The sequence below is a fragment of the Aromatoleum toluclasticum ATCC 700605 genome, assembly GCF_000378245.1.
GTDB classification, from domain to species: Bacteria; Pseudomonadota; Gammaproteobacteria; order Burkholderiales; family Rhodocyclaceae; genus Aromatoleum; species Aromatoleum toluclasticum.
Window position 1 is genome coordinate 1 of sequence record NZ_KB899516.1, and the last position, 15,445, is coordinate 15,445.

The following is a 15,445-nucleotide window of genomic DNA, read 5'->3' on the forward strand; positions in this document are numbered from 1 at the left end:
AGATCCTCGACGGTCGCGGTATCCGGCGAGCGCCCCAGATAGCGGGCGAAGTTGCACACCGCGCGGATGTACGCGGACTGCGTCTTGGGATGGAGCTTGCGCATCCGCATGTCGTCGAGCATGCGCTGGCGTAGGGGGCTGATCGGGCGGGTAGTCGTTTCCATGACGTGCTCCTGTCGAAAACGAGGCGGGTCGCCTCATCTCCAACATGGCAGAGCACTGCCGATGCACACCCCCGACGTCCTGACCGTTCGAAGCGGTTCAGCGCGCCCTACCGCGAGAGCGGTTTAGTCCATGGCCGACAAGCGGCAGGCTAGACATGAAAAAAGCTCCTTTCGGAGCTTTTTTCATTAACCGCGTTACCCGACGTCAAATTTCACACGTCGATGTTCCGCGCATACAGCGCATTCCCCTCGATAAACGCCCGGCGCGGCTCCACGTTGTCGCCCATCAGCGTCGTGAAGATCTCGTCGGCGGCGATGACGTCGTCGATCTGCACCCGGAGCAGGCGGCGCACGGCGGGGTCCATCGTGGTTTCCCATAGCTGCTCGGGGTTCATTTCGCCCAGACCCTTGTAGCGCTGCTTGGAGAGGCCGCGTTCGACTTCGTTGAGGAGCCAGCGGATGGCGTCGGCGAAGCGGGTGACGGGCTGGCCCTTCTCGCCGCGGCGGATCTCGGCGCCTTCGCCGATCAGGTCGGCGATGGCGGCCGCTGCGGTGCGGATGCTGCGGTAGTCGCCGGAGACGACGAATTCCTCGTCGAGCCAGCAGAGTTTGCGGTTGCCGTGGAGCATGCGCTCGATGGCGATGCGCCAGGTTTCCGATTCCTCGTGGTACTCGGCGCGGATCTGCACTTCGTCGGGCAGGTGCGGGCGGATGCGCGCGGCGGCGGCGGTGGTGGAGGCTTCGTCGGCGAGGCTGACTTCGATGTCGTGCGCGAGCATGGCGTGCAGCACGGCGCCGTCGATGTAGCCCGACAGGCGGTTGATGACGGCTTCGGCGAGCAGGTAGCTGCGTGCGAGGCCGCCCAGCGTTTCCTCGACGATGGGGGCGGCGCCGGTGCGCGGCACGAGCGCGGCGCCGTCGAGCGCGAGCTTGAGCAGGTGCTGGTTGAGCGCCGATTCGTCCTTGATGTACATCTCGTTCTTGCCGTGCTTGATCTTGTACAGCGGCGGCTGCGCGATGTAGATGTGGCCGCGTTCGACCAGTTCGGGCATCTGGCGGTAGAAGAAGGTCAGCAGCAGGGTGCGGATGTGCGCGCCGTCGACGTCCGCGTCGGTCATGATGATGATGCGGTGGTAGCGCAGCTTCTCGGGCTTGTAGTCGTCCTTGCCGATGCCGGTGCCGAGCGCGGTGATCATCGTCGCGATCTCCTGGCTCTGCAGCAGCTTGTCGAAACGCGCCTTCTCGACGTTGAGGATCTTGCCCTTGAGCGGCAGGATCGCCTGGAACTTGCGGTCGCGGCCCTGCTTGGCCGAACCGCCTGCGGAGTCACCCTCGACGAGGTAGATCTCGCACAGCGCGGGGTCCTTCTCCTGGCAGTCGGCGAGCTTGCCGGGCAGGCCGACGCCGTCCAGGAGGCCCTTGCGGCGGGTCATCTCGCGCGCCTTGCGGGCGGCGTCGCGCGCACGCGCGGCCTCGACGATCTTGGCGCAGATGGTCTTGGCGTCGATCGGGTTTTCTTGCAGGAAGTCGGTGAGCTTGTTGGCGACGACTTCCTCGACGGCGGGGCGCGCTTCCGAGGACACCAGCTTCATCTTGGTTTGGCTGGCGAACTTGGGGTCGGGCATCTTCACCGATAGCACGCAGGCGAGGCCTTCGCGCATGTCGTCGCCGGTGATGTCCACCTTCGCCTTCTTCGCGATCTCGTGTTCTTCGATGTACTTGTTGATGACCCGCGTCATCGCCGCGCGCAGGCCCGTGAGGTGGGTGCCGCCGTCGGCCTGCGGGATGTTGTTGGTGTAGCACAGCACCTGTTCGGCGTAGGTGTCGTTCCACTGCATCGCGACTTCGACGCCCAGTTCGGCGTCGTGGCCGTGGCCGGTCGGAATGCGCGTCGTGCCCGCGGCGTAGAACACGGTCGGATGCAGGACCGATTTCGTGCGGTTGATGTACTCGACGAAGCCCTTCACGCCGCCGGCGAAGGCGAAGTCCTCTTCCTTGCCGGTGCGCTGGTCGATGAGGCGGATCTTCACGCCGTTGTTGAGGAAGGAGAGTTCCCTCAGGCGCTTGGCGAGGATGTCGTAGTGGTATTCGACGGTGCCGAAGATCTCTTCGTCGGCGAGGTAATGCACTTCGGTGCCGCGCTTGGTGGCTTCGCCGATGACCTTCAGCGGGCTGACCTCGACGCCGTCGACGACGTTGATGACACGGTCCTGCGGCACGCCGCGGTGGAATTCCATGAAGTGCTTCTTGCCGTCGCGGCGCACGATGAGGCGCAGCCACTTCGACAGCGCGTTCACGCACGAGACGCCGACGCCGTGCAGGCCGCCGGAGACCTTGTAGCTGTTCTGGTTGAACTTGCCGCCGGCGTGCAGCACGCACATGACGATTTCGGCGGCCGAGCGCTTGGGCTCGTGCTTGTCGTCCATCTTCACGCCGACCGGGATGCCGCGGCCGTTGTCGGCCACCGAGATCGAGTTGTCGGCGTGGATCGTGATCACGATGTCGTCGCAGTGGCCGGCCAGCGCCTCGTCGATGGAGTTGTCGACGACCTCGAACACCATGTGGTGCAGGCCGGTGCCGTCGGAGGTGTCGCCGATGTACATGCCGGGACGCTTCCTCACGGCTTCCAGGCCTTCGAGCTGCTGGATGCTGGATTCGTCGTAGTCGCCGGACGGAGCGGGAACGGGGACGGGGGCGGACTGAGGCAGGTTTTGCGGATCGGACATCGTCACTCTCGGGGTTTCATCAAAGAACGCGCCCCGGGAGGGCCCGGGGCGTCAGAACGCAGCGGCGGCGGACGCCGCGTGCGTCAAATGCGCATCGGCATGACAACGTATTTGAAGCGGTCGTTGCCGGGCAGCGTCACGAGGGCGCTCGAATTGCCGTCGTTGAAACGCCACTCGACCTGGTCGTCGTGGATGTTGGTGAGCACGTCGAGCAGGTAGGTGACGTTGAAGCCGATGTCGAGCGCATCGCCGTGGTAGTCGACTTCGAGCTCTTCCTGCGCCTCTTCCTGCTCGGCGTTGGTGCTGGCGATCTTCAGCGTGCCGTCGCCGAGCACGAGGCGCACACCGCGGAACTTGTCGTTGGTGAGGATGGCGACGCGCGACAGGGTCGCGAGCAGCGGGACGCGCTCGAAGGTGATCAGCTTGTTGTGGTTCTGCGGGATCACGCGCTCGTAGTCGGGGAATTTGCCGTCGATGAGCTTGGAGACGAGCTCGATCGGGCCGAAGCGGAACACCACCTGGTTGCCCGCGAGGACGATTTCGAGCGGGTCTTCGCTGTCGGCGAGCTGGCGCGCGAGCTCCATGACTGTCTTGCGCGGCAGGATGACCTCGGTGCGCGGCACTTCGGCCTCGAGCGGGCTGGAGGCGAAGGCGAGGCGGTGGCCGTCGGTGGCGACCATGCGCAGTTCCTTGCCGTCGGCGATCAGCAGCAGGCCGTTGAGGTAGTAGCGGATGTCCTGCTGCGCCATCGCGTAGGCGACCTGCGCGAGCTGGCGCTTGAAGCTCTTCTGGCTGATGCTGAAGCGCGTGGCGTCGCCGTCCGGCAGGTTCATGCGCGGGTAGTCGGCGGCGGGGAGCGTCTGCAGCGCGAAGCGGCTGCGCCCGGCCTTCACGGTGAGGCGCTTGTCGTCGAGCGTGACCACCACTTCGCCCTCGTTGGGCAGCGCGCGCAGGATGTCCTGCAGCTTCTTCGCCGCGACGGTGATGGATGTGTCCTCGCCGCCGATGTGCCCGCCCGTGGTGGTGCGGATCTGGATCTCGATGTCGGTGGCGAGCAGCGTGAGCTGGTCGCCGTGCTTCTCGATCAGCACGTTCGACAGGATCGGCAGCGTGTGGCGTTTTTCGACGATGCCGGCGACCGACTGCAGCGGGGCGAGGAGCGCATCGCGGGTGGTGGTGAGCAGAAGCATGGCGTCAGGATCTTCCGTTTGAGGTTATTCCGTTTGTCCGGGCAGGGAAGCAGTGCTGCGGGGAGCGCTCATCCGCGCAGCACCTGCGTCAGTACGTGCACGTCGTGGTTGAGCTGCTGGTCCGCGAGGCGCAGGTCGGCGATGGTGCGGCAGGCGTGCAGCACGGTGGTGTGGTCGCGCCCGCCGAAGGCTTCGCCGATCGCCGGCAGCGACATCGGCGTGAGGTCCTTCGCCAGCCACATCGCGACCTGGCGCGGACGGGCGATCACGCGCGTGCGCTTCTTCGAGTGCATGTCGGCGACCTTGATCTTGTAGTAGTCGGCGACCGTCTTCTGGATGTGCTCGATGGTGAGCTGGCGGTTGTGCGCGTTGAGCAGATCCTTGAGCGCGTCCTTGGCGACTTCCAGCGAGATGCCGCGGCCGTGGAAGCGCGCGAAGGCGACGACCTTGTTGAGCGCGCCTTCGAGTTCGCGCACGTTCGAGCGCAGGTTCTTGGCGATCAGGAAGGCGACGTCGTCGTGCAGATCGACGCGCAGCGCCTCGGCCTTCTTCTGCAGGATCGCGACGCGCATCTCGAGCTCGGGCGGTTCGATCTGCACCGTGAGGCCCCAGTCGAAGCGCGAGATGAGGCGGTCTTCGAGGCCCTGGATGTCCTTCGGGTAGGTGTCGCAGGTGATGACGATCTGCTTCCTCGCCTCGGTGAGCGCGTTGAAGGCGTGGAAGAACTCTTCCTGCGTGCGGTTCTTGTTGTTGAAGAACTGGATGTCGTCGATCAGCAGCAGGTCGAGCGAGCGGTAGTAGCGCTTGAAGGCGTCGAAGCTCTTCTGCTGGTAGGCGCGCACGACGTCGGCGTAGTAGTCCTCGACGTGCACGTAGCGGATCACCGCGCGCGGGTTGCGCCGGTATACGGCGTTGCCGATGGCGTGCACGAGGTGGGTCTTGCCGAGGCCGACGCCGCCGTAGACGAACAGCGGGTTGTAGGACGTGCCAGGGTTCTGCGCGACCTGCATCGCGGCAGCGCGCGCGAGGTCGTTGGCGCGGCCGGTGACCAGGGTGTCGAAGGTGAAGTCCGGATTCAGGCGCGTCTTCTCGTAGGCGAGATCGGCCGACGTCGACGCGGGTTCGGGCTCGTGGCGCGTGATGATGGCAGGGGCGGCGAGCGGCGCGGGGGGGGCGTTCGCCGCCGATCCGCCGGCGTCAGGCGCCACCGGCACGACCGGGGCCACGGCCCGCGCCGCGGTGCGTGCATTGCCCGCTTCGGACATCACGAGTTCGACTACCATCGGCCCGCCGTGGAACTCCTCGCCGAGCTCTGCGACGCGTTTCAGATAGCGTTCGCGCACCCACTGCATGACGAAGCGGTTGGGGGCGAGCAGGCGCAGCGACGGTTCGTCGCTCGTGCCGGTCTCCACGCACAGCGTCTTGATCCAGGTGTTGAACTGCTGCTGGGGCAGTTCACTCTGAAGGCGCGACAGGCAGAAGGACCAGAAATCTTGGCTCACGGACTCGGTGGCTAGGGCTTGTGACACGATTTCCAAAACGCCTCGTTTCGGCCTGCCGAAATGGCGAACCGGTACGGCGGCAAGAGTTTGTTTCGGGGGAGCACTCCCGCCGCCGCCGGATCGCGACAGGCCTTGATCGGCGCCGCGTGCGGGGCAGTCGAGAGAGGAAACGCTGGATTCTACCCCCGCACGGGAGAGTTATCCACAGCCCCGGTCAAAAATTGTGCTTGACAAACAGGGTATTATCCAATTAAATCCGCGGTTTGACCCTTTCACTGGCCAACAGAAATGAAACGCACCTATCAGCCTTCCGTCGTCCGTCGCAAGCGCACCCATGGTTTCCTGGTCCGCATGAAGACCCGTGGCGGTCGCGCCGTCATCCGCGCTCGCCGCGCCAAGGGCCGTCATCGCCTCGCTGTCTGAGGTGAGCAGCCCGTCGGGCGTTGATCAGAGATTCCTCAGCGCCTACAGATTACGAAAAACGGATGAGTATTCATCCGTTTTTGCTTTTCGGCGGGCGATCAAGGGGCGCTTCCTAATCGTCCATTATCGTCCCAACGAACTCGACACGGCGCGCCTCGGCGTGGTGGTGGCGAAGAAGCTGGCGAAACGCGCCAACGTGCGCAACCTGGTGAAACGCATCGTGCGTGAACAGTTTCGCAAAATTCGTGTGACACTCCCGCATCAGGATCTGATCGTGCGCCTGCACGCGCCGGTCAGGGACGCCACGCGCGCGATGATCAACGAAGACATCGTGCAACTCTTCGCGCGCCTGCGATCGTGATGAAGTCCCTGCTCCTCGGCCTGCTGCGCGTTTACCGTTACGCGATCAGCCCGATGCTGGGGCGCAACTGCCGTTTTCATCCCAGCTGTTCCGAATATGCGGCCGAGGCCGTCCAGCGCCATGGCGCCCTGAAGGGCGGGTGGCTGGCGCTCAAGCGGGTGGGTCGTTGCCACCCATTCCATCCGGGCGGGTATGATCCCGTTCCCTGACTCTTCCCAGAACATACAAGAATCCGATGGACCAGCGCCGACTGATACTCTTCCTCATCTTCTCCTTCGCCGTGATCATGCTGTGGGACGGCTGGCAGAAGCATAACCGTCCCGCCCCCGCGCCGACCGCGGCGGTGGCCGAGCAGCAGGCGCCGGGTTCGTCCGTTCCGGGCGCGGTGCCGACCCCCAGCGCGAACATCGCCGGCGTGCCGGCAGTGCCGGACGCGAAGGCGATCGTGTCGAACGCGCCGCGCGTGACGGTGCGCACCGACGTGCTCGTTGCGGAAGTCTCCGCCGAGGGCGGCAGCATCGTCCGCCTCGAGCTGGCGCAGCACAAGTCCAAGACCGACGTGTCGCGCAACTTCGTGCTCTTCGACGACGGCGCCGAGCACCTGTACGCCGCGCAGTCGGGCCTGATCGGCGACGGCCTGCCCACCCACAAGACGGTGTTCGCGCTGCCGGCCGGCGAGCAGGCGCTCAAGGACGGCCAGGACAGCATGACGCTGCGCCTCGAGGCGCCGGAGCAGAACGGCGTGAAGGTCGCGAAGCTGATGACCTTCCATCGCGGCAGCTACCTCGTCGATGTCGCCTACGAGATCACCAACGGCAGCGGCGCCCCGGTCAACGCCCATGCGTACTACCAGATGACGCGCGACGGCAAGCCGGCGGAAGCGGTCGAGGGCTTCGGCGTGAACGTGTTCACCGGTCCGGCCTTCTACAGCGAGGCCGAGAAGTTCCAGAAGGTGAAGTTCGACGAGATCGACAGCGGCAAGGCCAAGTTCGTGAAGAAGGCGAACGACGGCTGGGCGGCGCTGGTGCAGCACTACTTCGTCAGCGCGTGGCTGCCGCAGGAAGGCGTGGAGCGCGAGTTCTTCGCGCGCAAGGTCGGCGACGGCCTGTACTCGTCGGGCCTGATCCTGCCGGTCGCCGCGATCGCGCCGGGCGAGAAGGGGACGGTGTCGTCGCGCCTGTATGCCGGTCCGCAGGAGTTGGACAAGCTGGAAGGCATCGCCACGGGTTTCAACCTGGTCGTCGATTATGGCTGGCTGACGGTGATCGCCGCGCCGCTGTTCTGGGTGCTGTCGTGGTTCCACAAGCTGCTCGGCAACTGGGGCTGGGCGATCATCCTTGTCACCGTGCTGATCAAGGCGGCGTTTTTCCCGCTGTCGGCCGCGAGCTACAAGTCGATGGCCAAGATGCGCGTGCTGGGCCCGCGCATGCAGCGCCTGAAGGAGCTGTATGGCAACGACAAGGCCAAGCTGCAGCAGGAAATGATGGAGATGTACAAGCGGGAGAAGATCAACCCGCTGGGGGGCTGCCTGCCGATCCTCGTGCAGATCCCGGTCTTCATTTCGCTGTACTGGGTGCTGCTGGGCAGCGTCGAGATGCGCCACGCGCCGTGGCTGGGCTGGATCCAGGACCTGTCGTCCAAGGACCCGTACTTCATCCTGCCCATCATCATGGGTGCGACGATGCTGATCCAGACCAAGCTCAACCCGACGCCGCCGGATCCGATCCAGGCCAAGGTGATGCTCGCGATGCCGATCGTGTTCACCGTGATGTTCCTGTGGTTCCCGTCCGGCCTGGTGCTGTACTGGGTCGTGAACAACACGCTGTCGATTGCCCAGCAGTGGCAGATTACGAGGATGATCGAAGGTGGAAAGTCCGGCGCGAAGCCTGCCTGATACCATCGCCGCCGTCGCGACCGCGCCCGGTCGCGGCGGGATCGGCGTGATCCGCGTGTCGGGCGCAGCGCTCGTGCCGATGGCGCGGGCGCTCACCGGCAAGACCCCCGAACCCCGCATTGCGGGGTTCGTGCGTTTTCTGGACGCCGAAGCGCGTGCGATCGACGAGGGCCTGCTGCTGTACTTCCCGGCGCCGAATTCCTTCACCGGCGAGGACGTGCTCGAATTGCAGGGGCACGGCGGGCCGGTGGTGATGCAGATGCTGCTGGCGCGCTGTGTCGAGCTCGGCGCGCGCCTGGCCGAGCCGGGGGAGTTCTCGCGCCGTGGCTTCCTCAACGGCAAGATGGACCTCGCGCAGGCCGAAGCGGTCGCGGATCTGATCGAGGCTTCGACGGTCGCCGCGGCACGCTCGGCGTTGCGCTCGCTGTCGGGGGCGTTCTCCGACGAGACGCACCGCATCACCGACGCCCTGATCGACCTGCGCATGCTGGTCGAGGCGACGCTGGATTTTCCCGAGGAGGAGGTCGAGTTCCTCGAGAAGGCGCGCGCGCTCGAACGCCTTGACGGCATCCGGCACCAGCTCGTTGATGTGCTGGAGCGTGCCCGCCAGGGGGCGCTGCTGCGCACCGGCATGAACGTCGTGCTGGTCGGTCGCCCGAACGTCGGCAAATCCAGCCTGTTGAACTGCCTCGCGGGCGAGGAGCGCGCGATCGTGACCGAGATCCCCGGGACGACGCGCGACGCGCTGCGCGAGACGATCGCGATCGAGGGCATTCCCATCCATGTCATCGATACCGCGGGTCTGCGCGAGACCGACGACCCGGTGGAGAAGATCGGGGTGGAGCGCACGTGGCGCGAGATCGGGCGCGCGGACGTGATCCTGCGCATGGTCGATGCGCGCACGGGCGCCGGGGAGTCGGACGACGCGATCGACGCGGCGCTGCCGGCTGGCGTCGAGCGTATCACGGTGCACAACAAGATCGACCTGTGCGGGATCGCCCCCGGTCGCAGCGAGGCCGACGGCAAGGTATCGGTGCACCTGTCGGCGCAGCGCGGTGAAGGCGTCGATGTGCTGCGTGCGGAATTGCTGCGTGTGGCGGGCTGGCATGCGCACGGCGAAGATGTCGTGCTCGCGCGCGAGCGCCATCTCGTTGCGTTGCGCGCGGCGCTGGGCCATGTCGTGGCCGCGCAGGATCAGAGCGCGGCGCTGGAGCTCTTCGCCGAGGAGCTGCGCCAGGCGCAGGAGCGCATCGGCGAGATCACCGGCGAGTTCGCGGCGGACGATCTGCTCGGGGTGATCTTTTCGCGCTTCTGCATCGGCAAGTGAGCACGGCGACGGCAATGTCTCGTCGCAATGCATATTGCATGACCGGAGCCGCTGCCCTTTCAAAGGCGTTGTTCCACGTGAAACAGATCGACAATGGCCGAAACTGAGTGGCTGTTCGTTGCCCTCGGCATGGCGGCCTTCTTTGCCGGGGTTGTCGACGCCGTTGTCGGTGGCGGGGGGTTGATCCAGATCCCGGCGCTGTTCTCGGCCTTCCCCGGCGCGAGTCCGGCGACGCTGTTCGGGACGAACAAGCTGTCGAGCGTGGTCGGCACGACGAGTGCGGCGATACAGTACGGACGTCGGGTGGCGATCCCGTGGCGGGTGACGCTGCCCGGTGCGGTCGCGGCCTTCATCGGTTCGTGGTTCGGCGCGAAGACGGTCGCCTACCTGTCGCCCGAGCTGCTGCGCCCGCTGGTGCTCGGGCTGCTGATCATCGTGGCGATCTACACTTTTCGCCGCAAGGACTTCGGCACGGGCGGCGACCAGTTGCCCGACGGGCGCAGGCCGGTCATGCTGGCGCTGGCGATCGGCGCGGTGATCGGCTTCTATGACGGCTTCTTCGGTCCCGGAACGGGGAGCTTTCTGATCTTCTTGTTTGTCCGATTTCTCGGCATGGACTTCCTGCGTGCATCGGTGAGCGCGAAGATTCTGAATGTCGCGACCAACGTTGCCGCGATCGCGTTCTTCGCGCTGTCGGTCGAGTTGTTGTGGAAGGTGGCGGGGGTGATGGCCTTGTGCAACCTCTCCGGCGCATTGCTTGGGTCGCGGCTGGCGATCCGGCACGGGGCCGGCTTCGTGCGCAAGATGTTTCTCGGCGTGCTGTGCGTGTTGATCGGGAAGATGGGGTACGACCTCCTGCTGCGCCTGCACTGAGGTATGGCTGTTCCACGTGAAACAGTGTCGCAGGGGGAGACGATGAGCGAGGACGAGGCGGCGGCACAACCTGCACCCGGGGCGGATACGCTGGTCGAGGAGCTCGACGCGGATTTTGGCTTCTTTTGTCGTGGGGCGCGTCTCCTCGAAACGGGCGTGTCGCCCTTTCAGCGCTACGAGGTGTGGGACACGCCGACCTTCGGCAAGCTGTTCCGTCTGGACGGCAGCCTGATGAGCGCCGAGCGCGACGAGTTCGTGTACCACGAGAATCTCGTGCATGTGCCCGCGCTGTGCCATCCGGCGCCACGCCGTGCGCTGGTCGTGGGGGGCGGCGACGGCGGTTCGGCGCGGGAGCTGCTCCGGCATCCCGACATCGAGCGCGTGGTGGTCGTGGAGCTCGACGAAAAGGTCGTCGAGTTGGTGCGCCGTCATCTGGGTGCGATCCACCAGGGGGCGCTCGACGATCCGCGGACGACGCTGCACATCGGCGACGGCGGGGAGTACGTGCGTCGCGCGGTCGCGGCCGGCGAGGTCTTCGACCTGATCGTGCTCGATCTCACCGAGCCGGGGGAGGGGCAGGATGAGGGACCGGCGGCGGCGCTGTACCGCGAACCTTTTCTCTCGGATTGTCGTGCGCTGCTGCGCGGCGAGGGGGCGTTGACCCTGCATCTGGGTTCGCCGTGGCGGCAGGGGGAGCAGGTACGTGCGCTGGTGCATCGGCTGCGCAAGGTCTTCGCGATCGTGCGGCCGTATTTCATGTTCATACCGTTGTACGGCAGTCTGTGGGGACTCGCGTGCGCGTCGGATCGTATCGATCCGGCGGTGTGCACAGCCTCCGCGATCGACGCGGAGCTCCTGCACAGGGGCATCGCGGGCCTCAGGTATTACAATGGCGATATCCACGCCGGGCAGTTCGCCCAGCCGAATTTTCTGCGCGACCTGCTCGAATGAGCCTTTCCGCGAGCGAGAGCCAAGTTTTGACGAATCACAGACCGACACGATCTCCGCGACCCGAACGACGTGCCGATGCGCTGCCGGCCGACAGCCTCGCGTTCAGCTTCAGCTGCGCCGGGGCCCTCGTCGAGGCGGTGCTGGGCGGCGCGAACCTGACCGACGCATTCGAGGGGATGCTGGCGCAGCACCCCGGATGGCCGGACGCGACGCGCGGCGCCGTGCGCGATCTGGCGTGGGGGACGCTGCGCGACTACGGGCGTGGCGATGCGGTGCTGCGTCACCTGCTGCACAAGCCCTTGCCCGAAGCGATCCACGCCTTGCTGCTGGTCGCGTTGCATCGTCTGGAGACGCGCCCGGAGCAGGCGCATACCGTCGTGAACCAGGCGGTCGAGGCCGCAGCGGCGCTGATGGCGCCGCTCAAGGGGGTCGTGAACGGGGTGCTGCGCAACCGCCAGCGCAACGCGGCCGAACTCGATGCGGAGCTGCTTGCAGACCAGGCGGCGTATTACCGTCACCCGTCGTGGTGGGTAGAGCGCCTGCGTGCGTCCTTCCCGCAGGACTGGGAGGCGGCGCTCGCCGCCGGCAACGAACGGCCGCCGATGGGTCTGCGCGTCAATCGTCTGCGTGGCGGCGTGGATGCGTACATGAGCGAGCTGGAGGCGGCCGGGTTGGGCCACCGGCGCCTGCCGAACGATGCGCTGGTGCTGGACCGGCCGGTCGCCGTGGCGGCGCTGCCGGGCTTCGCCGAAGGCCGCGTGTCGGTGCAGGACGGCGGGGCGCAGTGGGCGGCGCGTTGGCTGGATCTGGCGCCCGGTCAGCGCGTGCTGGATGCCTGCGCCGCGCCCGGCGGAAAGTCCGCGCACATCCTGGAGACGGCAGCGGTCGAGCTGGTGTCGCTCGAACTGGATCCGGTTCGAACCCGTCGCATCGCCGACAATTTCGCGCGTCTTGGCCTGACCGGCGAGGTGCGCACCGCGGATTGCCGCGAGCGCGCGAAATGGTGGGACGGACGGCCGTTCGACCGCATCCTCGCCGACGTGCCGTGCTCGGCTTCGGGCGTCGCGCGCCGCCATCCGGACATCAAGTGGCTGCGTCGCGCCGACGACATCGCGCGCTTTGCCGCGCAGCAGGCGGAGATCCTCGATGCGCTGTGGCCGACGCTGGCGCCGGGCGGGCGCTTGCTGTACGTGACCTGCTCGGTCTTCGACGAGGAGAACACGCGCCAGATGGAGCGTTTCTGCGCGCGCCACGCCGATGCGCTGCGGGTGGATATCGACGGCCGGGCCGAGTGCCAGCTCCTGCCCGACGCGGACCATGACGGGTTCTACTATGCGCTGCTCGCCAAGCGTGCCTGAGCGCGTGAAGCGCGCACTGGCTGCCATCGCGCTGTGCCTGCTGGTGCCCCTCGCGGCGCTGGCCGACGGCCGCATCGAGCACGCCGAGATCGTGGCGGGCGATGAGGGCTACGTGGTGAATGCCGACATCGACCTCGAACTCAATCCGCGTCTCGTGGAGGCCGTCAATCGCGGCGTGTCGCTGTATTTCAGCGCGCAGTTCGTCGTCGAACGCGATCGCTGGTACTGGCTCGACGAGGTCGTCGTCGAGCGCGCGTTGAATTTTCGCCTCACCTACAACGCGATCGCGCGCAGCTACCGCTTGTCGGTCGGAAACTTCCACCAGAGTTTCGAGACCCTGGAGGCGGCGGTGCGCACGATGCAGCGCATCCGCAACTGGCTGATCGTGCCGGCTGCCGACCTGAAGGCGGGGACCACGTATCGGGCCGCGCTGCGCTTCCAGCTCGACACCAGCCTGTTGCCCAAGCCCTTCCAGGTGACGGCGATCGGCAGCCGCGACTGGAACCTCGCCACCGACTGGCAGCGCTGGACCTTCCTCGCAGGCGTCAATCCATGAAGCGCGCGCTCCTAGTCGTCGTCGCGGCCATCGCCGGCATTTCGCTCTTCCTGCTCGCGTCGGCGACCTCGAATACGGATCTCTTCGCGGCGAGTTATCCCTATCTGCTCGCGATCAACGGCGCGATCGTCGTCGCGCTGCTGGGGCTGGTCGCCTTTCAGTTGCGCCGCCTGTGGCGCGAGTACCGCACACGTCAGTTCGGCTCGCGCCTGAAGTACCGCCTGATGCTGATGTTCGCGCTGATGGCGCTGGTTCCGGGCGTCGTCGTGTATGCTGTGTCACTGCAGTTCGTGGTCCGCAGCATCGAGTCGTGGTTCGACGTACGCGTCGATTCGGCGCTCGAAGGCGGCATCGCGCTGGGGCAGAATGCGCTCGACTACCTCGTGAGCCAGGTGAGCGACAAGGCACGCGAAATGGCGCTCGACCTCGAGGGCGTCGAACCGGTGCCGCCGACCCTGCTGAACCGCCTGCGCGAGCAGGCCGGCGTCGCCAGTGCGACCCTGATCGGTCCTTCGGGCCAGGTCGTGGCGACTGTCTCCGACGGCCTGGGCGGCTTCATTCCGGAACTGCCCAGCTCGGCGCAGCTGCGCGAGGCCCGTCAGACGCAGCGCTACCATGTCATCGACAGCCGTGCGGGCGAAGGGCTGACGATACGCGTCGTGGTGCCCATCCCGTCGCGCACGCTCAACATGGACACGCATTACCTGCAGCTCATGCAGGCGGTGCCGGAGTCCTTCGTGCGCAACGCGGAGGCGGTGCAGGAAGCCTACCGCGAGTACCAGCAGCTGACGCTCGGCCGCGCCGGGTTGAACCGCATCTACACGCTGACCCTGACGCTGACCCTGCTGGTCGCGCTGCTCGCGGCAGTCGCGGTGGCCTTCGTGCTGTCGCGGCGCCTGGTGGCACCGCTGATGATCCTCGCGGAAGGCACGCAAGCGGTCGCGCAGGGTGACTTCAGTCCGCGCCAGGCGCTGCCGGCACGCGACGAGCTGGGCGTGCTGACGCAGTCCTTCAACCGCATGACGCGCCAGCTGGTGGAGGCGCGCGACCTCGCGGAGCGCAACCGCGCCGCAGTCGAATCGTCGCGCGCCTATCTCGAGAGCGTGCTGGCGAACTTGTCGACGGGGGTGCTGGCCTTCGCCGCCGACGGCACGCTGCGGGCGGCCAACGCCGGTGCGATGGCGATCCTGCAGGACGAGCTGGAAGGCTACGAGGAACTCACGCTGGCGCAGTGGCCCAAGCATCATGGCTTTCGCGACGCGCTGGTGAGGGGCTTCGCCGACAACGCCGGCGACTGGCACGAGGAGCTGGAGCTGGTGTCGCACCAGGGGGCGACGCAGGCCCTGCTGATCCACGGGGCGCGCCTGCCGCAGGTCTCGGGCGGGGGCCTGGTGGTGGTGTTCGACGACATTTCACGCCTGATCGCCGCACAGCGCACCGCGGCATGGGCGGAAGTGGCGCGCCGGCTGGCGCACGAGATCAAGAATCCCCTCACGCCGATCCAGCTTTCGGCCGAACGGCTCGCGTACAAGCTCGCGGACCGGCTCGACGACGAGGGGCGCGAGGTGCTCGAACGGGGGACGCGCACGATCGTGAACCAGGTCGAGGCGATGAAAAACATGGTGAACGATTTCCGGGATTATGCGAAGCTCCCCAGTCCGGTGCTCGGTCGCCTCGATCTCAATGCGCTCGTCGGAGAGGTGCTCAACCTGTACGAGAGCTCGCCGGTGTTGATCCGCGCCGAGCTGGGGCGCAACCTGCCGCCGGTGGCGGGCGACGCGAGCCAGGTCCGGCAGGTGATCCACAATCTGCTGCAGAATGCGGAGGACGCGCTCGCAGGCCAGGAAGACGGCGTGGTCACGCTGACGACGCGCCTCGACGGCGATCGCGTGGCGCTGCAGTTGCGCGACAACGGTCCGGGCTTTCCCGCGCAGGTGCTGACGCGCGCGTTCGAACCGTATTTCACGACCAAGAGCCGCGGTACGGGCCTGGGTCTGGCGATGGTCAAGAAGATCATCGACGAACATGGGGGCGAGGTCCGCCTGCTCAACGGCGAAACCGGCGGGGCCGACGTGCGCATCCGCCTGCGCCTCGCTTCCGCGGAAATGTGATTAGTGACA

At 66.5% G+C, this 15,445-nt stretch carries 14 protein-coding genes; 10 read left to right on the forward strand and 4 right to left on the reverse strand.

Annotated features, from left to right (window positions below; translation table 11 throughout):
- From F464_RS31825 to dnaA, 4 genes are all read right to left on the reverse strand, one after another.
- Nucleotides 1-164 (reverse strand): phage integrase N-terminal SAM-like domain-containing protein (locus F464_RS31825; RefSeq protein WP_040395805.1); only part of this gene is annotated, 164 nt, incomplete at its 3' end.
- A gap of 212 nt (nucleotides 165-376) precedes the next feature.
- Nucleotides 377-2,890, reverse strand: a complete 2,514-nt coding sequence (gene gyrB / locus F464_RS0126235; protein WP_018992845.1) for a DNA topoisomerase (ATP-hydrolyzing) subunit B — start codon at nucleotides 2,888-2,890, stop codon at nucleotides 377-379.
- An 83-nt stretch (nucleotides 2,891-2,973) separates the two neighbouring features.
- The gene (dnaN, locus tag F464_RS0126240) at nucleotides 2,974-4,080 is read right to left on the reverse strand and encodes a DNA polymerase III subunit beta (protein WP_018992846.1); all 1,107 of its coding nucleotides are present in this window, start codon (nucleotides 4,078-4,080) and stop codon (nucleotides 2,974-2,976) included.
- A gap of 68 nt (nucleotides 4,081-4,148) precedes the next feature.
- Complete coding sequence (gene dnaA / locus F464_RS0126245) at nucleotides 4,149-5,582, reverse strand: chromosomal replication initiator protein DnaA (RefSeq protein WP_018992847.1); 1,434 nt, start codon at nucleotides 5,580-5,582, stop codon at nucleotides 4,149-4,151.
- A 288-nt stretch (nucleotides 5,583-5,870) separates the two neighbouring features.
- Here dnaA and rpmH point away from each other — a divergent pair, with 288 nt between their 5' ends.
- From rpmH to F464_RS0126290, 10 genes are all read left to right on the forward strand, one after another.
- Nucleotides 5,871-6,005 carry a 50S ribosomal protein L34 gene (rpmH, locus tag F464_RS30680; protein WP_002926183.1) on the forward strand — a complete coding sequence of 45 codons (135 nt, stop codon included), beginning with the start codon at nucleotides 5,871-5,873 and terminating at the stop codon, nucleotides 6,003-6,005.
- Nucleotides 5,944-6,366: a ribonuclease P protein component gene (gene rnpA, locus F464_RS29665; RefSeq protein ID WP_228215314.1), complete on the forward strand. Its 423-nt coding sequence runs from the start codon at nucleotides 5,944-5,946 to the stop codon at nucleotides 6,364-6,366. The genes rpmH and rnpA overlap by 62 nt, the downstream gene beginning before the upstream one ends.
- Nucleotides 6,366-6,575, forward strand: a complete 210-nt coding sequence (gene yidD / locus F464_RS0126255; protein WP_018992849.1) for a membrane protein insertion efficiency factor YidD — start codon at nucleotides 6,366-6,368, stop codon at nucleotides 6,573-6,575. Before rnpA ends, yidD begins: the two co-directional genes overlap by 1 nt.
- 26 nt (nucleotides 6,576-6,601) lie before the next feature.
- Entirely contained in the window at nucleotides 6,602-8,260 is a 1,659-nt protein-coding gene (gene yidC, locus F464_RS0126260) for a membrane protein insertase YidC (RefSeq protein ID WP_018992850.1), read from the forward strand.
- Nucleotides 8,232-9,587 carry a tRNA uridine-5-carboxymethylaminomethyl(34) synthesis GTPase MnmE gene (gene mnmE, locus F464_RS0126265; protein ID WP_018992851.1) on the forward strand — a complete coding sequence of 452 codons (1,356 nt, stop codon included), beginning with the start codon at nucleotides 8,232-8,234 and terminating at the stop codon, nucleotides 9,585-9,587. The genes yidC and mnmE overlap by 29 nt, the downstream gene beginning before the upstream one ends.
- Nucleotides 9,588-9,680: 93 nt before the next feature.
- Nucleotides 9,681-10,460 (forward strand): sulfite exporter TauE/SafE family protein, encoded by a 780-nt coding sequence (locus F464_RS0126270; protein ID WP_018992852.1) that lies wholly within the window; start codon nucleotides 9,681-9,683, stop codon nucleotides 10,458-10,460.
- Nucleotides 10,461-10,502: 42 nt separating this feature from the next.
- Nucleotides 10,503-11,411: a polyamine aminopropyltransferase gene (gene speE / locus F464_RS0126275; RefSeq protein ID WP_018992853.1), complete on the forward strand. Its 909-nt coding sequence runs from the start codon at nucleotides 10,503-10,505 to the stop codon at nucleotides 11,409-11,411.
- A 26-nt stretch (nucleotides 11,412-11,437) separates the two neighbouring features.
- Nucleotides 11,438-12,769 (forward strand): 16S rRNA (cytosine(967)-C(5))-methyltransferase RsmB, encoded by a 1,332-nt coding sequence (gene rsmB / locus F464_RS0126280; protein ID WP_018992854.1) that lies wholly within the window; start codon nucleotides 11,438-11,440, stop codon nucleotides 12,767-12,769.
- 4 nt (nucleotides 12,770-12,773) lie between these two features.
- Nucleotides 12,774-13,325, forward strand: a complete 552-nt coding sequence (locus F464_RS0126285; RefSeq protein WP_018992855.1) for a DUF4390 domain-containing protein — start codon at nucleotides 12,774-12,776, stop codon at nucleotides 13,323-13,325.
- Nucleotides 13,322-15,436, forward strand: coding sequence for a sensor histidine kinase (locus tag F464_RS0126290; RefSeq protein WP_018992856.1), 2,115 nt, complete (start codon nucleotides 13,322-13,324; stop codon nucleotides 15,434-15,436). The genes F464_RS0126285 and F464_RS0126290 overlap by 4 nt, the downstream gene beginning before the upstream one ends.
- The last annotated feature ends 9 nt before the right edge of the window (nucleotides 15,437-15,445 follow it).